The 18,924-nt window shown below is 61.3% G+C and carries 15 protein-coding genes; 5 read left to right on the top strand and 10 right to left on the bottom strand.

Annotation, left to right across the window (positions count from 1 at the left end; genetic code table 11):
- Nucleotides 1–25: 25 nt before the first annotated feature.
- Entirely contained in the window at nucleotides 26–946 is a 921-nt protein-coding gene (locus B7X90_RS08075) for a glycine--tRNA ligase subunit alpha (protein ID WP_292623381.1), read from the bottom strand.
- A gap of 120 nt (nucleotides 947–1,066) precedes the next feature.
- On the opposite strand from B7X90_RS08075, the gene B7X90_RS08070 reads away from it, so the two are divergent.
- Nucleotides 1,067–1,945: a TraB/GumN family protein gene (locus B7X90_RS08070; RefSeq protein ID WP_292623375.1), complete on the top strand. Its 879-nt coding sequence runs from the start codon at nucleotides 1,067–1,069 to the stop codon at nucleotides 1,943–1,945.
- Nucleotides 1,942–2,862 carry a TraB/GumN family protein gene (locus tag B7X90_RS08065; RefSeq protein WP_292623373.1) on the top strand — a complete coding sequence of 307 codons (921 nt, stop codon included), beginning with the start codon at nucleotides 1,942–1,944 and terminating at the stop codon, nucleotides 2,860–2,862. Before B7X90_RS08070 ends, B7X90_RS08065 begins: the two co-directional genes overlap by 4 nt.
- A 158-nt stretch (nucleotides 2,863–3,020) precedes the next feature.
- Here B7X90_RS08065 and B7X90_RS08060 read toward each other — a convergent pair whose 3' ends face one another.
- The gene (locus B7X90_RS08060) at nucleotides 3,021–3,317 is read right to left on the bottom strand and encodes an endonuclease domain-containing protein (protein ID WP_292623370.1); all 297 of its coding nucleotides are present in this window, start codon (nucleotides 3,315–3,317) and stop codon (nucleotides 3,021–3,023) included.
- A 233-nt stretch (nucleotides 3,318–3,550) separates the two neighbouring features.
- Nucleotides 3,551–5,551 carry a prolyl oligopeptidase family serine peptidase gene (locus B7X90_RS08055; RefSeq protein ID WP_292623368.1) on the bottom strand — a complete coding sequence of 667 codons (2,001 nt, stop codon included), beginning with the start codon at nucleotides 5,549–5,551 and terminating at the stop codon, nucleotides 3,551–3,553.
- A gap of 276 nt (nucleotides 5,552–5,827) precedes the next feature.
- On the opposite strand from B7X90_RS08055, the gene B7X90_RS08050 reads away from it, so the two are divergent.
- Genes B7X90_RS08050 through zapE form a run of 3 tightly spaced genes read left to right on the top strand, consistent with a single transcriptional unit; the run spans nucleotide 5,828 to nucleotide 8,208 of the window.
- Complete coding sequence (locus tag B7X90_RS08050; protein WP_292623366.1) at nucleotides 5,828–6,610, top strand: succinate dehydrogenase iron-sulfur subunit; 783 nt, start codon at nucleotides 5,828–5,830, stop codon at nucleotides 6,608–6,610.
- Between the two features lie 3 nt (nucleotides 6,611–6,613).
- Nucleotides 6,614–7,078: a PaaI family thioesterase gene (locus tag B7X90_RS08045; RefSeq protein WP_292623364.1), complete on the top strand. Its 465-nt coding sequence runs from the start codon at nucleotides 6,614–6,616 to the stop codon at nucleotides 7,076–7,078.
- Entirely contained in the window at nucleotides 7,075–8,208 is a 1,134-nt protein-coding gene (zapE, locus tag B7X90_RS08040; RefSeq protein ID WP_292623362.1) for a cell division protein ZapE, read from the top strand. The genes B7X90_RS08045 and zapE overlap by 4 nt, the downstream gene beginning before the upstream one ends.
- 320 nt (nucleotides 8,209–8,528) lie before the next feature.
- Here the strand turns inward: zapE and B7X90_RS08035 are convergent, their stop codons facing one another.
- The 7 genes from B7X90_RS08035 to B7X90_RS08005 all read right to left on the bottom strand — a co-directional run bounded on the left by B7X90_RS08035 (nucleotide 8,529) and on the right by B7X90_RS08005 (nucleotide 18,909).
- Nucleotides 8,529–10,814 carry an EAL domain-containing protein gene (locus tag B7X90_RS08035; RefSeq protein ID WP_292623359.1) on the bottom strand — a complete coding sequence of 762 codons (2,286 nt, stop codon included), beginning with the start codon at nucleotides 10,812–10,814 and terminating at the stop codon, nucleotides 8,529–8,531.
- A gap of 83 nt (nucleotides 10,815–10,897) precedes the next feature.
- Nucleotides 10,898–12,787, bottom strand: coding sequence for an XrtA/PEP-CTERM system amidotransferase (locus tag B7X90_RS08030; RefSeq protein WP_292623358.1), 1,890 nt, complete (start codon nucleotides 12,785–12,787; stop codon nucleotides 10,898–10,900).
- Nucleotides 12,788–12,798: 11 nt separating this feature from the next.
- Nucleotides 12,799–14,364: an exosortase A gene (gene xrtA / locus B7X90_RS08025; protein WP_292623357.1), complete on the bottom strand. Its 1,566-nt coding sequence runs from the start codon at nucleotides 14,362–14,364 to the stop codon at nucleotides 12,799–12,801.
- A complete protein-coding gene (locus B7X90_RS08020) occupies nucleotides 14,354–15,583 on the bottom strand; it encodes a TIGR03087 family PEP-CTERM/XrtA system glycosyltransferase (protein WP_292623356.1) in 1,230 nt (409 codons plus the stop codon). Before B7X90_RS08020 ends, xrtA begins: the two co-directional genes overlap by 11 nt.
- The gene (locus tag B7X90_RS08015) at nucleotides 15,580–16,635 is read right to left on the bottom strand and encodes a FemAB family XrtA/PEP-CTERM system-associated protein (protein ID WP_292623355.1); all 1,056 of its coding nucleotides are present in this window, start codon (nucleotides 16,633–16,635) and stop codon (nucleotides 15,580–15,582) included. Before B7X90_RS08015 ends, B7X90_RS08020 begins: the two co-directional genes overlap by 4 nt.
- Entirely contained in the window at nucleotides 16,632–17,510 is an 879-nt protein-coding gene (locus B7X90_RS08010; RefSeq protein ID WP_292623353.1) for an XrtA system polysaccharide deacetylase, read from the bottom strand. Before B7X90_RS08010 ends, B7X90_RS08015 begins: the two co-directional genes overlap by 4 nt.
- 25 nt (nucleotides 17,511–17,535) lie before the next feature.
- Complete coding sequence (locus B7X90_RS08005; protein WP_292623352.1) at nucleotides 17,536–18,909, bottom strand: XrtA/PEP-CTERM system-associated ATPase; 1,374 nt, start codon at nucleotides 18,907–18,909, stop codon at nucleotides 17,536–17,538.
- Nucleotides 18,910–18,924 lie beyond the last annotated feature (15 nt).

The following is an 18,924-nucleotide window of genomic DNA, read 5'->3' as shown; positions in this document are numbered from 1 at the left end:
CTGCGCAGTTCGAGAAGGAAATCGGTCACTTGCTCCACTCCGGGTACTTGGCCGCCCACTGATCGGCGTTCTTTTCCATGTGCGCCTCGCACGATCCGCGCGCGAGATCACGCACCCGGCCCATGTAGCTGGCGCGTTCCTGCACCGAAATCACGCCGCGCGCTTGCAACAGGTTGAACAGGTGGCTGGCCTCAATCGCCTGCTCATAAGCGGCAATCGGCACGCCCGCTTCGAGCGACCGCACGCATTCGGCTTCGGCCCGACGGAAGCCTTCGAACAGGCTGTCGGTATCGGCAACCTCGAAGTTCCACTTCGACATCTGCTTCTCGTTTTCGAGAAACACCTCGCCGTAAGTGACGCCCCCCAAAGCACTATTGGGATTGTTGAAGGCGAGGTCATAGACGTTGTCGACACCCTGAATATACATCGCCAGACGCTCCAACCCATAGGTCAGCTCGCCCGCAACCGGCTTGCAATCGAAGCCGCCCATCTGCTGGAAATAGGTGAACTGGGTGACTTCCATCCCATCGCACCACACTTCCCAGCCAAGGCCCCACGCGCCCAGCGTCGGCGATTCCCAGTCGTCCTCGACAAAGCGGATGTCATGCACCAGCGGATCAATGCCGATCACGCCCAGCGATTGCAGATAAAGCTCCTGCAGGTTTTCCGGCGAAGGCTTCAGGATCACCTGATACTGATAGTAATGCTGCAGCCGGTTCGGGTTTTCGCCATAGCGACCGTCGGTCGGGCGGCGGCAAGGCTGCACGAAAGCCGCATTCCACGGCTCTGGCCCAAGCGCGCGCAGCGTGGTGGCGGTGTGGAACGTGCCCGCGCCCATGCGCATGTCATACGGCTGAAGGATCAGGCAGCCCTGCTCGCTCCAGAAGGCATGAAGGCGCAGGATCATGTCCTGCAGGCTGAGAGGCTGTTGCGTGGGTTCGGCCATAATGCCGGGGCTTTGGCCGATAGGACGCGCCAAATCAACCGGCATCACGGGAGATCGCTCCACACATGGACAACATTTCCTTCATTCCATGGCAAGACGTTTGCGGGCAAAAGGCAGCGCATGAGAAAAGCCTTCCGCACCCTCACCGCCGCCATCACCCTTGCCGCCTGCGCCTTCACCGCGCCAGCCATGGCGCAGACTCAGCTCAAACCGGCGCTGTGGAAAGTGGCGGATGAGGACACCACGATCTACCTGTTCGGCACGGTGCACGCCCTGCCCAAGGGGCTGGTCTGGCTCGATGGCCCGGTTGCCGCCGCGCTGGATGAATCGTCCGAACTGCTCACCGAAATCCCCGACGTGTCCGATGCGGATCAGCAGAAGGCCGTCATGGCCATTGGCCTGCTGAAGGGCGAAACGCTGCGCTCGCTGATGAACGACGCTGACCGCACAGCCTACGAAGCCCTGCTTGCCCGCCTGAAGATTCCGCCCGAAACGCTCGATCCGCTCGAACCATGGTTGGCGGGAATCACGCTGGCGGTCATACCCTATGCGTTGGCAGGCTATGGCGAGGAGCAGGGTGTTGAGACCGTGCTGCGCAAGGCCGCGGTGGCCAAGGGCAAGAAACTCGGCGGGTTGGAAACGGTCGAATACCAGCTGGGCCTGTTTGATGGTCTCCCGCGAGAGGCTCAGCTCAAATTCCTGAACGCCGCAGTCAAGGACTTCGACAAGAGCGCCGGATTGATCAACGCCATGACCGACGAATGGGGTTCGGGCGATCCCGATGGCCTTGGCAAGTTGCTCAACGCGCAGATGGACGATCCCGAACTGGCCGAAACCCTGCTCTACCAGCGCAATCGCAACTGGGCCACGTGGGCGCGCCAACGCTTGCAGCAGCCGGGCACGGTGTTCGTCGCGGTTGGTGCAGGCCACCTTGCCGGGCCGAACAGTGTGCAGGATGCGCTGAAGGCCCAAGGCGTTGAATCGGCGCGCGTGCAATGACCCTGATCCGCCGCCTGCTCCTTGCTGTCGTCCCCGCCCTGCTGCTTGGCATGGGGATAACGTGGCTCAACCGTGAAAAACCCGCCGAAGAAATTACCACGCCAGCAGGATCAGGGCGTGTCGCGCTGTGGCAAATCACCGACAAGGGCGGCACCGTGCGCGGCTACCTGTTTGGCACTGTGCACGCCTTGCCGCCCAAGACGCAGTGGTTGCGCCCTGCAATCACCGATGCACTGGCTGCGTCAGACCGCCTTGTCCTTGAAATCGCCGAGCCCATTGACCAGGCCTCGGCCGGGGAAGCCTTGGCAGAATTGGCTGGAACCGCGGGCCTGCCGCCGCCATCGCAGCGCATCGCGCCAAAGATGCGTGACGATTTGAAGAAGGTTTACAAGAAGCTTGGCCTGACCGACGCCGATTTTGTCGATACCGAAAGCTGGGCCGTGGCGCTGCAACTGGCCGCCATTGCGGGAGAGAAGGCCGGGTCCGATCCCGAAAGCGGATCCGAACCCGCCCTGCGCCGCCTCGCCGCTGGCAAACCCATTGTCGGGTTCGAAACGCTCCAAAGCCAGTTCGCGGTGTTCGATTCGCTCCCGCCGCGGGAACAGAAAGTCCTGTTGCAGGAAGTCACCGTCGAAGCCGCCAGCGACAATGACGAGGAAGCCCAGATGATCGCCATGTGGCTGCGCGGCGATGATCTTGGCATCGCGCGCGAAGCCAACGAAGGCTTCCTCGCAGATCCCGGCCTCCACACCGCCTTGCTGACCACCCGCAACCGTCTGTGGGCAGACCAGCTGGACGCGATGCTCAAAGGCGGCGCCAAGCCGTTCGTGGCCGTGGGCGCTGCGCACCTCGCTGGGTCGGACAGCCTGCAACGCCTGATGATGGCACGGGGATGGCAGATCAAGCGCGTGCCTTGAGGAAACAAGCCCCTCCGTCAGTCACCTACGGCGCCTGCCACCTCCCCATTTGTGCTTCGCAAAAACGGTGAGGATCGGGTGGGGCCAATGAACTCCTCCCCATTTTCACGCAGTGCAAATGGGGAGGTGGCAGCGCGCAGCGCTGACGGAGGGGCTATTCACTCACCTCCGCAAATCCGCACCAACGCCGCAGCAACCCCATCCACATCTCGCAAAACCTCGACCGCAGCAATCCGCATCACCCGAACGCCCTGCCCAGCCAACCAATCATCGCGCACAGCGTCACGCGCAGGCCGCGTGCCCATGTCGTGCACAATCCCGTCAACCTCGATGCAAACCCGCACCGCTGCACAGTAGAAGTCCAGCACATACGGCCCGACCGGATGCTGCCGCCGAAACTTCACATCCTCACAACGGCGCAATCGCTGCCACAACAGAATTTCGGGCAAAGTCATGGACCCACGCAACTGCCGTGCCCTGGCCACGTTGCGCTGATGCTTCAGCCTCGGCAAAAAGCCCCTCCGTCATTCGCCTTGGCGGCGAATGCCACCTCCCCGTTTGTCCTGCGGAAAAACAGGGAGGATCAAGCGGAAGTGCTGCCAATTTGATGCCACTCCAACAATTCCTCCTCATTTTCACGCAGTGCAAATGGAGAGGTGGCAGCGCGCAGCGCTGACGGAGGGGCCGTTCAATCCGCCGGATTGTGCTTCCGCAAGAACCCTTCCAGCGCCACCAGCAAGGCCTCTCGATCAGCCGTGCGTGAGAACGAATGATCCGCCTGCGGCAGCGACACCAGTTCCACGTCCTTGCCCGCATCCTTCATCTTGCTGAACATGCTTTGCGACTGGACATGGTCAACGGTCAGATCCTTCTTGCCATGGACCAGCAGCATCGGGGCCTTGATGCGATCAATGAAGTTGATCGGCGAAACCGCCTGAAAATCGGGCGTCATCGCCTGCCACTGCTCTTTATAGCGCTTGCTATACAGCGCGCCGCCAAAGTCATTCACTTCGCGGCGCAAATTGGCCACCCCTGCGATGGAAACCGAACAGCGCCACAAGTCAGCGTCACGCGATGCCCCCCACATCGCTACATAGCCGCCATAGCTTGCCCCGACAATGCAGGCACGCTTGCCATCGGCCATGCCCTGCTTGACCGCCCAGTCCAGCGCATCGTTGACATCATCCTGCATGGCAAAGCCCAACTGACCCTCGCCCTTTTTCAGGAAAGCTTCGCCATAGCCGGTCGATCCCCGGAAATTGGGTTGGATCACCAGATAACCCCGGCTGGCAACGAATTGCGCCCAGTAGTCCCAATCCAGCGTGTCGTGCGCCCACGGGCCACCGTGCGGCATCACCACGACCGGCAGCTTCTTGGCATCACGCCCCGGCGGTGTGGTCACGATAGCCTCGATCTCCAGCCCATCACGCGCCTTATAGGTTAAAGCTTCAACCTTGCCCGCCTGTTTGCCGTTGGTTTGGCTGTTGAGATTGGCGAACAGGCGCAAGCTGCCGTCCGCTTGGTCAAAGTAATATAGCCGCCCTGCCTCGTTGGCCTTGTCCACGCGCACCAACATGCGCTGGCGATCCGTTGAAAGGCTGACAATGCGCGCCCGGCGGCCATTCAGGCTCTTTTCAAACGCTTTTTGCAATTCGTCCAGACTTGGATCGAGCCAGTGCAGCGGTTCACGGCTGCGCCCGCCAAGATAGACGCCGAGCACCTCGTTGCCCGCATCGTCATAACGGACGCCGTCAATTTCAATACCCTCCGCGGCTTCATAAATCGTCTGCAGTGTGGCGCCGCTGGCAAGATCGATTTCGAGCAGGGCATCGCGCTTGCCCTTTCCATCGGACGGGGCATCCGATTTGGCATTCGCATCTCCGCCGATTGTGCGGATCACCAGCGCTTTACCTTCCGCCGCCCGGATCAGATATGGAACCTCAAGCTCTTCAAACCCTGCGCGCCCTACTCGGTCAAAAGACGCTCCCTTTTTCGGCCGATGGAGCAAAGTTCGCGTTCCGCGCGTGCGGTCTGTGGCAATCGCCAGCCTCACTACACCTGCCGAATCCACGATCCAGTCCATCACATCGGTGCGGCCTTGCAGATCGGTTGTCCGGCGGCCATTCGTGACATCGACCGAATAGACCGCCGGCCAGAAATCGTTCCCCATGTAGATCGAATTCTGCCCAGCAACCAACATCTTGGTAGAACCGTCAGTCGGCACCCACAGGATGTCTGCCGCGTCCTGACCACCCAGATCCCACAGCAGCTTCGTGAATTTGCCAGTGATGCGGTTGAACGCCACCACGCGCGAAACATAGGCACGCTCGCCAGCACCGAAGGGCCTGATCGCGCGTAGCCGGATCACCACGTTCTCGTTCCCGACCCAGCGCAGACTGCTCACTTCGGTATCTTCGGGCATTACAGCCTGTTTGATACCATCAGGATCAAACGGCGATACGATGACCACCCGTTGCGAACCGCCAATCGCAAACATCCCGGCAATCCACAGCCCATCGGGAGAAAGCTTTGCCCCCTCGACAAAGGGCAACTGGGCATAGGCCGCAACCGTCGGTGGACCGCTGTTCGCCTGTGCTGAAGCCGCTACAGGCTCCTTAGGCGTAGCGTTCTCCTGCGCAGTTACGATGGCTTGCGATGCAGCCAGGCAAGCGCCCACAGCCAGCGACACTTTCAACGATTTCCGCACGATACCCCCGTGTTGCGCCCGATCCAAGTGCTAGAATCCCGCAGCACACCAGACAAGTGACGCACCACACCTTTTAAGGCCAAAGTGGCTTTCCACTGTCCTACACACGCCAAAATCGCCAATCTCGCCGGATGTCAGTGCGCTTTTCCTTTTCCACCCTCTACCATTGGGCAGGCTTCACCCTCTTGCCCCTCGCGCTGCAATCGCTAAGGACGACTCACATAGGTATTCACGAACTTCGCGGCACAGGAAACCAAGATGGCGAACTTCTCGCTTCCGAAGAACTCCAAGATCACCGGCAAGGCGCGCCACCACGCTGCCGCCACATCGGGCAAAGTCCGCAAGTTCAAGGTTTATCGCTACGATCCCGACAGCGGTGAAAACCCGCGTTATGACACGTTCGAAATCGATCTCGATCAGTGCGGCCCGATGGTGCTCGATGCGCTGATCAAGATGAAGGGGGAGCAAGACCCCACCCTCACCTTCCGCCGCTCCTGCCGTGAAGGTATCTGCGGTTCGTGCGCGATGAACATGAACGGCCGCAACGGCCTTGCCTGCACCACCGCGATCGAAGATCTGACCGGCGAAGTGCGCATCACGCCGCTGCCGCACATGGAAGTGATCAAGGATCTTGTCCCCGATTTCACGCACTTCTACGCACAGTACTCGTCGATCCGCCCCTGGCTGCAAACCGTAACGCCCACGCCTTCGGGCAAGGAGCGCCTGCAATCGCCTGAACAGCGCGAAAAGCTGGACGGTCTGTACGAATGCATCCTGTGCGCCTGCTGCTCCACGTCTTGCCCCAGCTACTGGTGGAACTCGGACAAGTTCCTCGGCCCGGCTATCCTGCTCCAGGCCTATCGCTGGCTGGCCGACAGCCGCGATGAGATGACGGGTGAGCGGCTTGACGAGTTGGAAGATCCCTTCCGCCTCTATCGCTGCCACACCATCATGAACTGCGCCAACGTGTGCCCCAAGGGCCTATCGCCCGCACGCGCGATTGCTGAAATCAAGAAGATGCAGGCCGAGCGTCTCGTCTAAACAGTGACCGACCAAGCCTTCCGTTATGAACCGGCCGAGGATCACCCCGGCTGGTTCACCTGGAACCTCACCGACGAGACCCGGTTCAACGGCCAGACGATGGGCCGGATGCTCACCCGGATCGAGGAGCGTGGCGATGGCGTGCGCGTGGCGCGGCTACGCATGTTTCCCGAACGCCGTCACTCCAATCTGCTTGAAGCGGTCCACGGTGGGATCACGCTGGCGCTGATCGACATCAGCCTTTTCTCAGCCATGCGCACGCTGCTTTCGGGCGATGCAGCGGGATCAGTCACACTCGACCTTTCAACCCAGTTCATCGGAGCAGGCCGCCTTGGCGAGCCGCTCGATGCTGTGGTCGAAGTGCTGCGCGAGACCGGCCGCCTCGTCTTCCTGCGCGGCCTTGTTGAACAGGGCGATGACATCATTGCTGCTTTCAACGGCACGATCCGCAAGCCGACCAAACGATGACGTCAGTCCTCCAACGGTACAACGAACTGGTGGCAGCTGGCGAATTGCGGCCCGATGCGGAACAGGCCGCCGCCGCCGCGCGGCTTGATGCCCTGCAGCAGGAGCTGGAAACGCCGCCACCCTCGCCCGGCCTGTTCGGCAAGCTGTTCGGTGCCAAGTCGCCTGCGCCCCCGCGAGGGGTCTATATGTGGGGCGGGGTCGGGCGCGGCAAGTCGATGCTGATGGACTTGTTCCACGATAACCTGACCATCACGGCCAAGCGCCGCGCGCACTTCCACGAATTCATGCTCGATGTTCACGCCCGGCTGCGTGAGGAGCGCAAGAAGGAAAGCGGCGATCCGATCCTGCCAGTTGCCGCCGCCATCGCGGCTGAAACACGGGTGCTGTGCTTTGACGAAATGGTCGTCAACAACAGCGCCGACGCCATGATCATGAGCCGCATGTTCACAGCGCTGATGGTTGAAGGTGGTGTCACCGTGGTCACCACATCAAACCGCGCGCCGTCTGATCTGTACAAGAACGGGCTGAACCGCGAACATTTCCTGCCCTTCATTGCGCTGGTGCAAGGCCGGCTCGATGTGCTGACGCTTAACGGCCCGACCGATTATCGCCTGCAAAGAATGCAGGGCGTCGGCACGTGGCATGTGCCGATCGGACCCGAATCGACCGAAAAAGTGCGCGAAGCGTTCTTCCGCCTTACAGACTACCCGCCTGAAGACAGCGCGCATGTGCCTGCCTGCCAACTCGACGTTGGCGGGGGCCGCCTGCTCCACGTACCCAAAAGCCTGAAAGGCGTGGGCGTGTTCAGCTTCAAGAAGTTGTGTGGTGAGGCACGCGGCGCGGCGGACTACCTTGCTATTGCACGCAACTTCCACACCGTCATCGTCGTCGCAATTCCCCGCCTCGGCGCAGAACTGCGGAACGAGACGTCACGCTTCATCACGCTGATCGACGCGCTTTACGAGCACAAGGTGAAGCTGATTGCCACGGCCGACGCCGAACCTTCGGACCTGTATGACTGGAACGGCAAGGGCGACGACGAAGGGCGGTTCATGTTCGACCGCACCGTCAGCCGACTGATGGAAATGCAGAGCCAAGACTATCTGGCCTTGGGACACGGCGAAGACTGACCAGCGGACCACCAAAATGCGCTGGTGCCTGTGCACCGACCGCTAGTGGGCACCAAGTCCCCCTGAACACCGACGACCAGCACAAATCCTAACCGCAGGGCTAACCAAAGATTGGTTAAGGCCCCACAAACGATTCGCACCGCCAAACCATAGTGAGGTTTGGCGGTGCGCGATCGTTTAGAATGTGGAAACGGCTGATTTCATTAGGAATCAGCCGATCACCATCAGGTGAAAATCCAGCGCAAGATCTCAAACATGTTCGTGTCTCCATCCACGATTGGAGACACATGGTTACCACCGAGTTAACTGGTTAACAACTTCTAAAGACTACCCCTTCGCCTCTGTCCCATTTTGAGAAGGTTCTGGTACAATTCGGCAAAGGGCTGTGGACGGCCAAGGTAGTACCCCTGCCCGATGTCGCAGCCGAGTCTTCCCAAAGCCAGATAAGTTGCTTCATCTTCAATGCCTTCAGCCACGACGATCTGGCCGAGTGCATGGGCAAGATCGATGGTCGACCGGATGATTTCTCGTTCGCGCGGGTGTGTGAGCAACTTCGACACGAATCGCCGATCAAGTTTCAGTTCATCACTGGGTAGGTCTGCAAGATAGGCGAGGCTTGCCTCGCCAGTCCCGAAATCGTCGATCGACAAGCGAAAGCCCATGCTGCGCAGCTGTGAGAGGTTGTTCACGGCGGCCGGACGGTTCCGCACGCTTGACGTTTCTGTGACTTCGATGGTCAGAAAATGCGGATCTATGTTCCGTCGACGGACGATTTCGACGATGTTGGATACCAGTGAAGGCTTGTCGACCATTTGCGCCGATAGATTGAAGCTCATTTGAAAATTAGGGTCGATCTCCGCCAAAGCCAATGCTGCGGTAATCGCCTCATCCATCACCCAATAAGTGATGGCATCAATGCGCCCCGCACGCTCTGCCTGCAGTATGAAGGCGTCCGGGGCAATTGGTCCGCGCGTTGGATGGCTCCATCGAATCAATGCCTCGGCACCGGAAGCCCGGCCTTCACGCATGTCCCACTGGCTCTGGAATGCCAGCCAGATCTCACCGTTGCGCAAACCTTCGTCGATCCTTGCGTGGAGCGACAATTCCCAAGGTGCCTCCGCCAACCGGTCAGCTTCAAAGACTTCAACCGAACGCCCGCTGGCCAACGCATCATTGGCGCTGGCGAGGGCAGAATTGACGCGCGTTGGCGCATCGATTCCTTCGTTACGATCCAGGCCAAAGTGGATGTTGGTATCGAAAGTGTAGCTGCCGATCTGCAAAGGCGCAGAAAATAGTGCGCGCAATCCTTCAAGGTGATTGAGTTGCATCTCAAGCGGACGCGCCTCTTCCGTCCAAGCGAAATGGCCACCTTCGCCATTGTAAACCGTATCGATGCCCGAACCGACCGACAACCGGCGTGCAATTTGTCTGGCGGATTCACCGTGCAGGTCTTTGGGAAGCGTTGCGAGAATCTCCTCGTACCGAGCAATAACCGCCACAACGACATCGCAGCCTGTTGCCAGCGGCCTTGCACTGAGCGCCAGAAGATTGGGCAAGCCCGAAGTACTGGTATGCTGGACGCGGCGGACACGCTTCTGCCAGATGCGGGCAGTGCCGCAAATGATCACGCAAAGCGCTGCACCACCCATATCAACGCTCAGCCCAAGGCGCTGGAGCGCGACGGGGAGCACAACGACACCTGCGACCGCGCCAGTATAGAGTAGTGTCTTGCGGCGGCTTTTCGTCGCGCGGCTGGCAAAGAAAATGCATAGCCAGACCACAACCAGCAATGGCATACCGTTAAAGGAGAGGGCAATCGGCTTTTTAAGTGCCTCAGCCCCGGCAATGTCGAGCGCCAGCGGATGCATACGGCTTTTGCCGAAATACCCGATCGGCGGAGCAATCCCGGCCGAATTCACAATGACGGTCCGTCCCGTCAAAAGACCGGGCGGATAATCTCCCTTAAGAAACTTGCTAGCCTTGAGATCGGGAATCGCAGAAACGTCGAGCAGGAATTCGGGTGCGAACGAAGCTTGCGCACCTGCTTCGACATGGGCCAAGTTTGCGGGCAAGGTCGGGTACGACTTGCCGCCGACGCTTATCGCATAGTCGGATAGCAGGCCGTATTCGATGAAATTGGCCCGCCAGGCTGACAATGCAACTGACGCGCCAGCGAGCTGCGCATCGCTTGGTATGTCGAAATCAGCTTTGGTAAAGGGCTGGTTGATCAGACCAATTCGCTTGCTGCGTACCACGAAGGTTACATCGGGTTTGAGACGCCGAACAGCCTCGATCAGCGCCTGATCACCTCGCTGATCCTCACCGAATTTTACCGGACTGTCGATGAACACGCGCTGCGGCATCTGCCTTGCAACGTTTTCCAGAACGGTGGCAAGTTTGCCGGAATCGATGATCGATTTCTCGCTGGCGTTAACGCCGCCATCGAAACTGAGTATGATGGTGCTTTGCGATGCGGGCGATCCGCCAAGCTTATACCGTATATTCCAGAAACCATGGTCGATCGGTGACAGCAGATCACTGGCAAAAACCAACAACGCCGGGATCAGCAGCGCGAGATACAGCGGTGAGCGCAGTTTCTTCAGCATGGACCTACGGTCGTTGTTTCCACACCGAACTAGTCCGAAATGGTGAAGATCACCTTACCAGCCATATAGAAATTAAGCGCAGGTCAACCAAGCCGATCAAATGATTTCCGCAACATAAGCAGCTGCCAGATCAAGCGGCTGTGATCAGCGCGCCCCGCGATGTGGTCTTCGGCAAGCCCCTCGATCCGGGCGGAATCGAACCAACCAGTCGCGGCCAAAGCGCCACTTGCGGCCAGACCCCGCGCTTGCGATGCCAGCGGACCGCGTAACCATTGCGCAATCGGGGTGACGAAACCCATCTTCGGACGGAACAGCACATCTTCGGGCAGATAGCGGCGCATTGTTTGCTTTATCAGCCATTTGCCGGTTGTGCCGCGCACGCGCATCGATTCCGGCAAACGCGCACCGAACTCCACAAGCCGATGATCAAGCAGTGGCTCGCGTGCCTCAAGGCTTACCGCCATGCTGGTACGATCCACCTTGGTCAGAATATCGCCGGGCATGTAGAATTTGAGATCGGCGTACTGCGCACGGTCAAGGCCTGAGCGTGCGGGCGCGTTACGCATCAGTTCGATCAGTGGCTGTTCGGCGCGATATTCGCCGCGCAGGCGTTTGAAATCAGGGCTGTAAAGCGTTTCGCGCAGTTCCGGCGACGTTGCGGCCAGAGCGCGGGCATAGCCCTCTTCACCCGATGCAGCGAGGCTGAGCAGCGTGGTTTTGGCACGAAGTGGGCGGGGAGCCCAATCAGCCTTCGGCCAGATCGCGCCAAGACCGCCGAAGAGGGGCTTACGAAGGACAGCGGGCAGGAAACTCCGTGCCTGTTCCTCCCGGTGCTGGAAAGTCTGGCGTCGGTATCCTGCAAAGGCCTCGTCCGCGCCATCGCCCGAAAGCGCCACCGTCACATGCTCACGCGCCAGTTCGCATACCCGGAATGTTGGCAGTGCAGAGGCATCGGCAAAAGGTTCGTCGAACATCCCGGCAAGTTTATCAACCAACGTGAAGTCGTCGGCAGAAACTGTTCGTTTCCAATGCTGTGTATGAAACTGCTCAGCAATTCTGTCAGCATAGGCGGTCTCGTCTAGCGCGCTGACATCGAAGCCGATGGAGCAGGTCTTGACTGGTGTCGTGCTCGCCTCTGCCATCAGCGCCACCACACTAGAACTGTCCACCCCGCCCGAAAGGAACGCGCCCAGCGGCACATCTGACAGCATCCGAGACGTGACCGCGTCGCGCATATGGTGCAGCAGATGCGCGCCGAGGTCGTCGGCATTGCCCTTTGCCCGGTCGGCAAAGGAAATGTCCCACCACTGCACTGGCGCTGGCGGCGGAGCATCGGGGCGCAGCAACTGGTAATGCCCGGCGGGCAGCTTTTCCACGCCCTTCAGAATGGAGCGGTGATCGGGCACGTAGCCCCACGCGAGGTAGTCCTCCACCGCCAGCGGATCGATCTCACGCCGCAAGGAAGGATGGGCCAGCAAGGCCTTGAGTTCAGACCCGAAAATCACTGCACCATCGGAAAGACGGGCGGTAAACAGCGGCTTCACGCCGAACCGGTCACGCACCAGCAGTGTGGTGCGCTGCCGCAAGTCGTAAAGCGCGAAGGCGAACATGCCGTGGAGGCGCGGCAAGCAATCGACGCCCCAATGCCGCCATGCCTGCAGGATCACCTCGGTATCGCCATCGGTGCGGAAAGTCGCCCCAAGCGCCTGAAGTTCTGCACGTAAGTCTTTGAAATTGTATATTTCACCATTGAAGACGATCATCGCATCGCCTTCGGCTGCCATCATCGGCTGTGGCGATCCGGCAAGGTCGATGATCGAGAGGCGGCGATGGCCAAGGCCGACACCGGGCGCGGTCCACACGCCCTCTCCATCCGGCCCGCGATGCGCGATGGCATCGCACATGCGGCGGACGCGGTCAGGATCGACGGGCTTGAGGCCCTCGGTGTGGATGATTCCGGCTATTCCGCACATGGTGCCCTGCCCTAGCGGCCAGCGCCCGCGCAGTCCATCCACGCATCGACCGGGCCAGCGGCGGCAAGGAAAGCGCGCATTGACTGTTCGGCAGAGGGTTGGCCCGGAATGGCATCTTCGGCAGACAGGATCAGCGTGGCAGTGGTCCGTTCGCGCAGTAGTAGGCGGTCGAGAATGTTCCTTAGTTTCAAACTGCTGTTGCGACCCGTTAACAGATCGCCTGAGCGGTAGAAGGTCTCTGCAAGGCGATGGACTGGTCCGGCCGTCTGGATGCGGTCGGCGTGGCCTCCGGCGAGTGCGGCGGGAGAGCGTTCCCATGACCAACCAGTGTCCGGCGTCAGCGCGCCTTCGCCAAAGCCGCCTGCCTCGCGGCCTTCGCTTTGCGCCGGGTAGAGCGCGTAAGACAGGTCAACCGTGTGTCCCGCCCCATCCCGAAAGCGGCCGAGCAGCACATGCGAGGCACCTGTATGGCGCGGTCGCCACGCGGCGCGCGGGCTGTAATCCACCTGCTGCCAACCCGAAACGGTTGGGAAAGAAAGCCGGGCGGGCACTTGGGCTTCAAGCCGGTTGGCCCACGTGCCCCAGCCGATGAACAGCGCCGCCAGCGCCGCCATCGCGCCAAGCGCGCGGCCCTGCCCCAAACCGAGCCTGGCAATGCGCGCCAGCAGCGGATTGGCTGCAATCGCCCCGGCATCGACCATCTGGTCCTCGATCGCGCGATCAAAGAACTTCCACGCGACTCCCATGACCAGCACCATGACCAAGGCAAAGAATATCCAGCCGTAGAATATGTGGTCGAACCCGACCGCGAATTCGATACCCTGGCTTTGCGCAATATAGATCGTCCCCCATGCGCGCACGCCGTTGGCAAGGATCGGCATGACGACGCTCAGGCCCATAAAGGCAATCCGGCGCGGCCAGGAACGGAAGCAGACATTGGCGACAAGCGCACCATAGGCGATCATCGCGATCAGGAATTTGACGCCTGAACAGGCCTCGGCCACTTCGAAATAGCCACCCGGTGTGGTGATGAACACGCCTTCGATGTGCGCGGGAACCTGTGATAGATCGAGCAATTCCATGGTGATCGCGGCAGTGACCGTCTGCAGCGTGGGGATCAGTTCATCACCTGCAGGCACCAGAAACAGCATGTAGGCCAGCGGGAAAAGCAGCGCTGCCGATGCGCGCGGGCCGAGCAGCGTCAGCACGCTGGCCTGCGCCATCAACACCGTGCCAAGTTGCGTGGCGAGCGAGACGCCGGCAAAATCGCCCAGCAGCCACAGGAAACCCGCGCCGCCGAACAGTACCAGTCCCGGCCACCAGCCCTGCGGCGCAATCTTCACCACCTCGCGCCAGCGTAGCGATATCAGCCAGCCCAGAATGAAGGGGATGAGCAGCACGTGGTTGTAGGTCGATGAGTCCCACCATTGCAGAAACATCGCCTGCCAGTCGGCCGCGAACAGCACCAGATTGGCGAGCCACGCGAGCGCCAGAAAACCGAGCGCGCGCCGCCACTCCGCCGGAAGCGCCGCCCAAGCCCGCCCGATGGGGGCATCGAGAGCGAGGTTACGCGGCAATGCGTGGAGACTCCGGTCCGGTCAGGCCCAGCAACCCGGCCAGCGGCGCAAGCACGCCTGCCCAGCCGCACTTTTCCACCACGAAGGCGCGCGCCGATTGCCCGATGGTGGCAGCGCGAACCTTGTCGTGGAGCAGGCTCACCGCCTGTTTCGCCAGCGCGTCGGCTCCGCCCGCAACGACGATCTCCTGCCCCTCGCGCGCCGGGATGCCGGTGGCAGCTTCGGGCGTGGCAAGGACCGGGCGGGCCATCGCCATCGCTTCCAGCACCTTGTTCTGCACCCCTCGTGCAATGGTGAGCGGCGCGACAACGAGGTCGGCTCCGGCGATCCACGGACGAACATCGATCACCGCGCCAGTCACATGGGTGCCGTTCACGCCTTCGAGCGCGCGCACGGCAAGAGTTGGCGCACGGCCTACAACGTTGAACCGCGCCTGCGGGAAAACGCTGCGGATTTGCGGCATCACCTGCCGCGCGAACATCTCGACCGCCGCTATGTTGGGCGGATAGTCCATCTGCCCGGTGAAAGTCAGATGCGGCCCCTCGCCTGCCATTTCCGGCGCGGCGGGCATACCGTGCGGATCAAAGAAAGCGGTGTCGATACCGTTGCCGAGCGCCATGATCTGCGGTTCGGCACCGGGCGTCAGACGTTGGCGGAACAGCGCGGCTTCTTCTGTCGTGACCAGCAGACTGGCATGGACACGCCGCGCCACATCGCTTTCAAAGCGTGAGAGCAGTCGCGCTTCACGCACATACATCTGGCTTACCGGAAAGCGCGCCTGCGCAGCATAGGCTTCGAACTTGGCGGAATCGACATCGACGAAGTCCATGACCACGCGGCCCTGAAAATCGGTGGGGATGTACTGCGCCATTTGCCCGGAAAAGACATAGATCGCCCCAATCGGATGCTCTGCCAGCACGCCCGCGACATAGGCCGCCAGCGTCTTGTCCGCAAAGGCCGTCAGGCTCACCGGCTTGCCCGTCGCCAGCGCCTCGATGCCCGCCAGCTTCAACGAACGGCTGCGGCGGACAAGGCAGTGGCTTTTCGCCACGGCGGCAAGGTCGGGCTCGTGGCCCATATCGCCCTCATCGTCGGCAAAGCAGGCGACGTGGACAGGGGCCAGCGACGCGATATGCCGCAGCACATGGCACGAGCGGATCTTGTCACCGCGGTCGGGCGGAAACGGGATACGGTGGGCAAGGAACAGGACTTCGCTCATGCAAGGCCCTGCGCGATGAATGGCCCTACGCGGTTCGCGACTGACAGCGGCAGCTTCTGCCACAGCCGAATCTTGGCCTGATAGCGCGGGCTGAGCGGATTGACATCGCGCGGGGCCTGCCCGTCGGCGGTCCAGTGGGCATAACTCAGCGGTTCGGGCGTAAAGCCCCAGTTGCGCTTGAAGTGATAGGCCCCGGTATCGACTTTCGAGCGCCCGAAATCAAAGCGATCGCAACCTTTCCCGCGCGCATGGTTCATCAGCGCATAATACATCACGTCGTTCGCGCGCATGGTCCGCGCGGCAAACACGCCGCCGCCCCAATAGGGCATGACCGCGCCGCGATGGTATAGGCTCAGCACCGAAGCCAGCGGCTGCCCTTCGTGGAGCACCGTCAGAATGTCGGCATCCTCGCCAAAGGCATCCATCACCGCATCGAACAGGCGCCTGGGGAAGACCGGCGTACCCAGATTGCGCACCGATTCAGCATAGACCGCATAGTGCATCGCGCGATCATCCGCGCTGCGCCCTGTCCGCACTTCCATCGCATGGCCCAACCCACGGCGCACTTCGGCGCGCTGCTTGCGGGGGATCGTCAGCAGTTGGGCGTCATCGTCGGCTGCCAAGGGCATGACGAACCCGGCGTGGCTGTCGGTCTTCACATGCCAGTCCTGTGCCTCAGGCAAAGGCCCGCCGCGCAGTTCAAGACTGGGGCAGTTCAGCCGCACCGCCAGTTCCTGCGCCGCTGCAAACAGGGCTGCATCGCCTTCACCCACTACACCACCGCCGACGCCAAAGCCCGTCGAAACCAGCGCACGTCCGAACAATGGCGAATGGACTTCATGAAAGGGCAACATAGCACGGATCGCACCGTCCTGTTCGGACAGTAGCATGTGCGCCATGTGCCCGGTGGATTGCTCCACGGCATCAAGCCATTCGAGCCGGTGGAAAGCCGTCGTATCGGGATGATCGGCCAGAAAACGCGCAATCGCGCCGCGATCGCCCGCATCCGCCAATCGCGCAACGGCGCTAGATGGGAAGAACGGCGCGTTCATGCAGCGCGCTTCAAGGGCGTGCGTGCCGCTTCGATGGCGGCAACGTCATCCATTCGGCCCCAGCGGAATTCGTGGACCAACCGCGACAGCTTGGCCGCCATGACATCGAGATTGGTATAGTGCCGCAGCCGCGATTTGAGCGGCGCGACCTCTGGCCGGGGTTGGTCGGGATCGATTTCCCAAGGGTGAAAATAGAACACCGCTGGCCGCCCATCGCGCACGTTCACCTGTCGGATTGCCCAACGCGACACCGCATAGGGCAACAAGCGAAAGAACCCGCCGCCGCCAGCAGCCATGCGACGCCCTGCCACTTCCGCCGTGGTCACCGGAATCTCGATCAGGTCCGCGCCCTCAACCGGGCGGAAGGTAAAACGTGGAGCCTCACGCCAGCCATAGTGGTCATGCACAATCGGTGCGACAGACGACGAATAGACGTAGCCCTGCTCTGCCAGCACTTCGTGCGCCCAGGGCGTGCGCGCATCGATGGAAAAGCTGGGCGCGCGATAGCCGATCACGCGCTGGCCGGTAATGTCTTCCAGAACCTTGCGCGCGCGCTCGATGTCATCCGCAAAACCCTCTCGCCCCAGCGTGAACACACGCGCATGGTCCCAACCGTGGCTGGCGATTTCATGGCCTGCTCCGGCAATCTGCCGCATCATCTGCGGATAGCGCTGCGCAATCCAGCCGAGCGTGAAGAACGTGCCCTTCACCCCCGCTGCATCGAACAGCGCAAGGATTTCGGCACAGTTTCGCTCGACCCGGCAAGTAAGGCCGTCCCAGTCCTTGCGGTCGATCACGGTTTCGAACGCGCCGACCTGGAACCAGTCCTCGACGTCGACCGAAAGGCCGTTCAGCACCTGCGACGGCGCACCCATTGCTTTTGTCCCCACAAAATGCCGCTCAGGCAGCGGCGCGGTGGAAATCTTCGGCTTCGATCCACTCGATCAGCATGGTCAGCGTGTGGCGGATCGCCAGTTCCTGCTCGGCGGTGCGCGTCTCAAGGCTGGCGATGCGGCGCTGCACTTCATCGAATGCGGCCATGATCTGTTCGTCACCCGGACGGCTTTCCAGCGCGGAGATGCGACGATGCGCATCTTCCAGCGCAGCAACCACTTCCTCGTCGATCGAAGAGTCACCGCCCACTGGCCGCGCTTCAAGCGCCGCGATCCGCCGTTCTGCCTCTTCCAGTTGAACCTGCAATTGCGTCTGCTGCTCAAAGTCGGGCACCACCGGTTCAGCATTTGCGGCGCGCATGTCGGCCAGTTCAATGATGGCCTGCTGCAATTCGGCAATCTGCTCGTCCCGCTCTGCCAAAGCGGAGCGCCACGCGCTGTCGTCGATGACCGGAGCCGATGCAGGCATTGCCGCAAAGGTCTGCGGCGCGGACACAGCGGGCATTTCCACCACTGGCGCTTCTGCTGCCGGAACCGGCATCACCGCAGGCTTTGCGCCACCGAACCCGCCGTCTCCGGCCAAATCGTTCAGTACAGCCTCAAGCATCCCGGCATCGATCTGGTCGCGCTGTTCAACAGCGCCCATCAGCAGCAAGCGGTTGATGATCTGGTTCACCCGGCGCGGCACACCGCCGCTGGCCTTGGCAAGATCGGCAAACACGCGTGCGTCAAACTCTGGCCGACCCTGCCAGCCCACCAGCGCCAGCCGGTGTTCGACATAAGCGCCAACTTCAGAAGGTTCCATCGCATCAAGGTGATGCGAGGCAATTACGCGCTGGCGCAGTTGCTCAAGCTCGCTTGATGTCTGAAGAAGCGTGCGGAATTCAGGCTGGCCCAGCAGCAGGATCTGCAGCAGCGGGTGCGCGCCCAGCTGGAAGTTGGACAGCATCCGCAGCTCTTCCAGCGCTTCAACCGAAAGGTTCTGCGATTCGTCCACCACCAGCAGGCAGCGGCGACCTTCGCGCGCCTCGTGGTGGAGGAAAGCTTCGATTTGCGCGAGGGCCGTGGCCTTGTCATGCCCCGCCACTTCGATACCGAAAGCCCGCGCGGCGACGTGGATCAGTTCTTCGCCATCCAGTGCCGAAGTAACGATCTGCGCGGCGGTCAGCCGCGCGCGATCCACCGTAGCCATCAGGTGTGCGGCCAGCGTGGACTTGCCTGCGCCGACCTCGCCGGTGATGACGATGAAGCCCTCACCCTGCGCCAGGCCATAGCCGAGATAGGACAGCGCCTTGCGGTGCGTCCCGCTCTCGAAATAGAAGCGCGGGTCCGGCGTCAGCTGGAACGGGCGCCCACTCAGGCCATAGAACTCATCGTACATCAGCCGTCTCCAGGC

The organism is Novosphingobium sp. 17-62-19, assembly GCF_002256775.1.
Classification (GTDB): domain Bacteria; phylum Pseudomonadota; class Alphaproteobacteria; order Sphingomonadales; family Sphingomonadaceae; genus Novosphingobium.
Note: the sequence above shows the minus strand (reverse complement) of the source record. Positions and strands in the feature narration are given on the sequence as shown.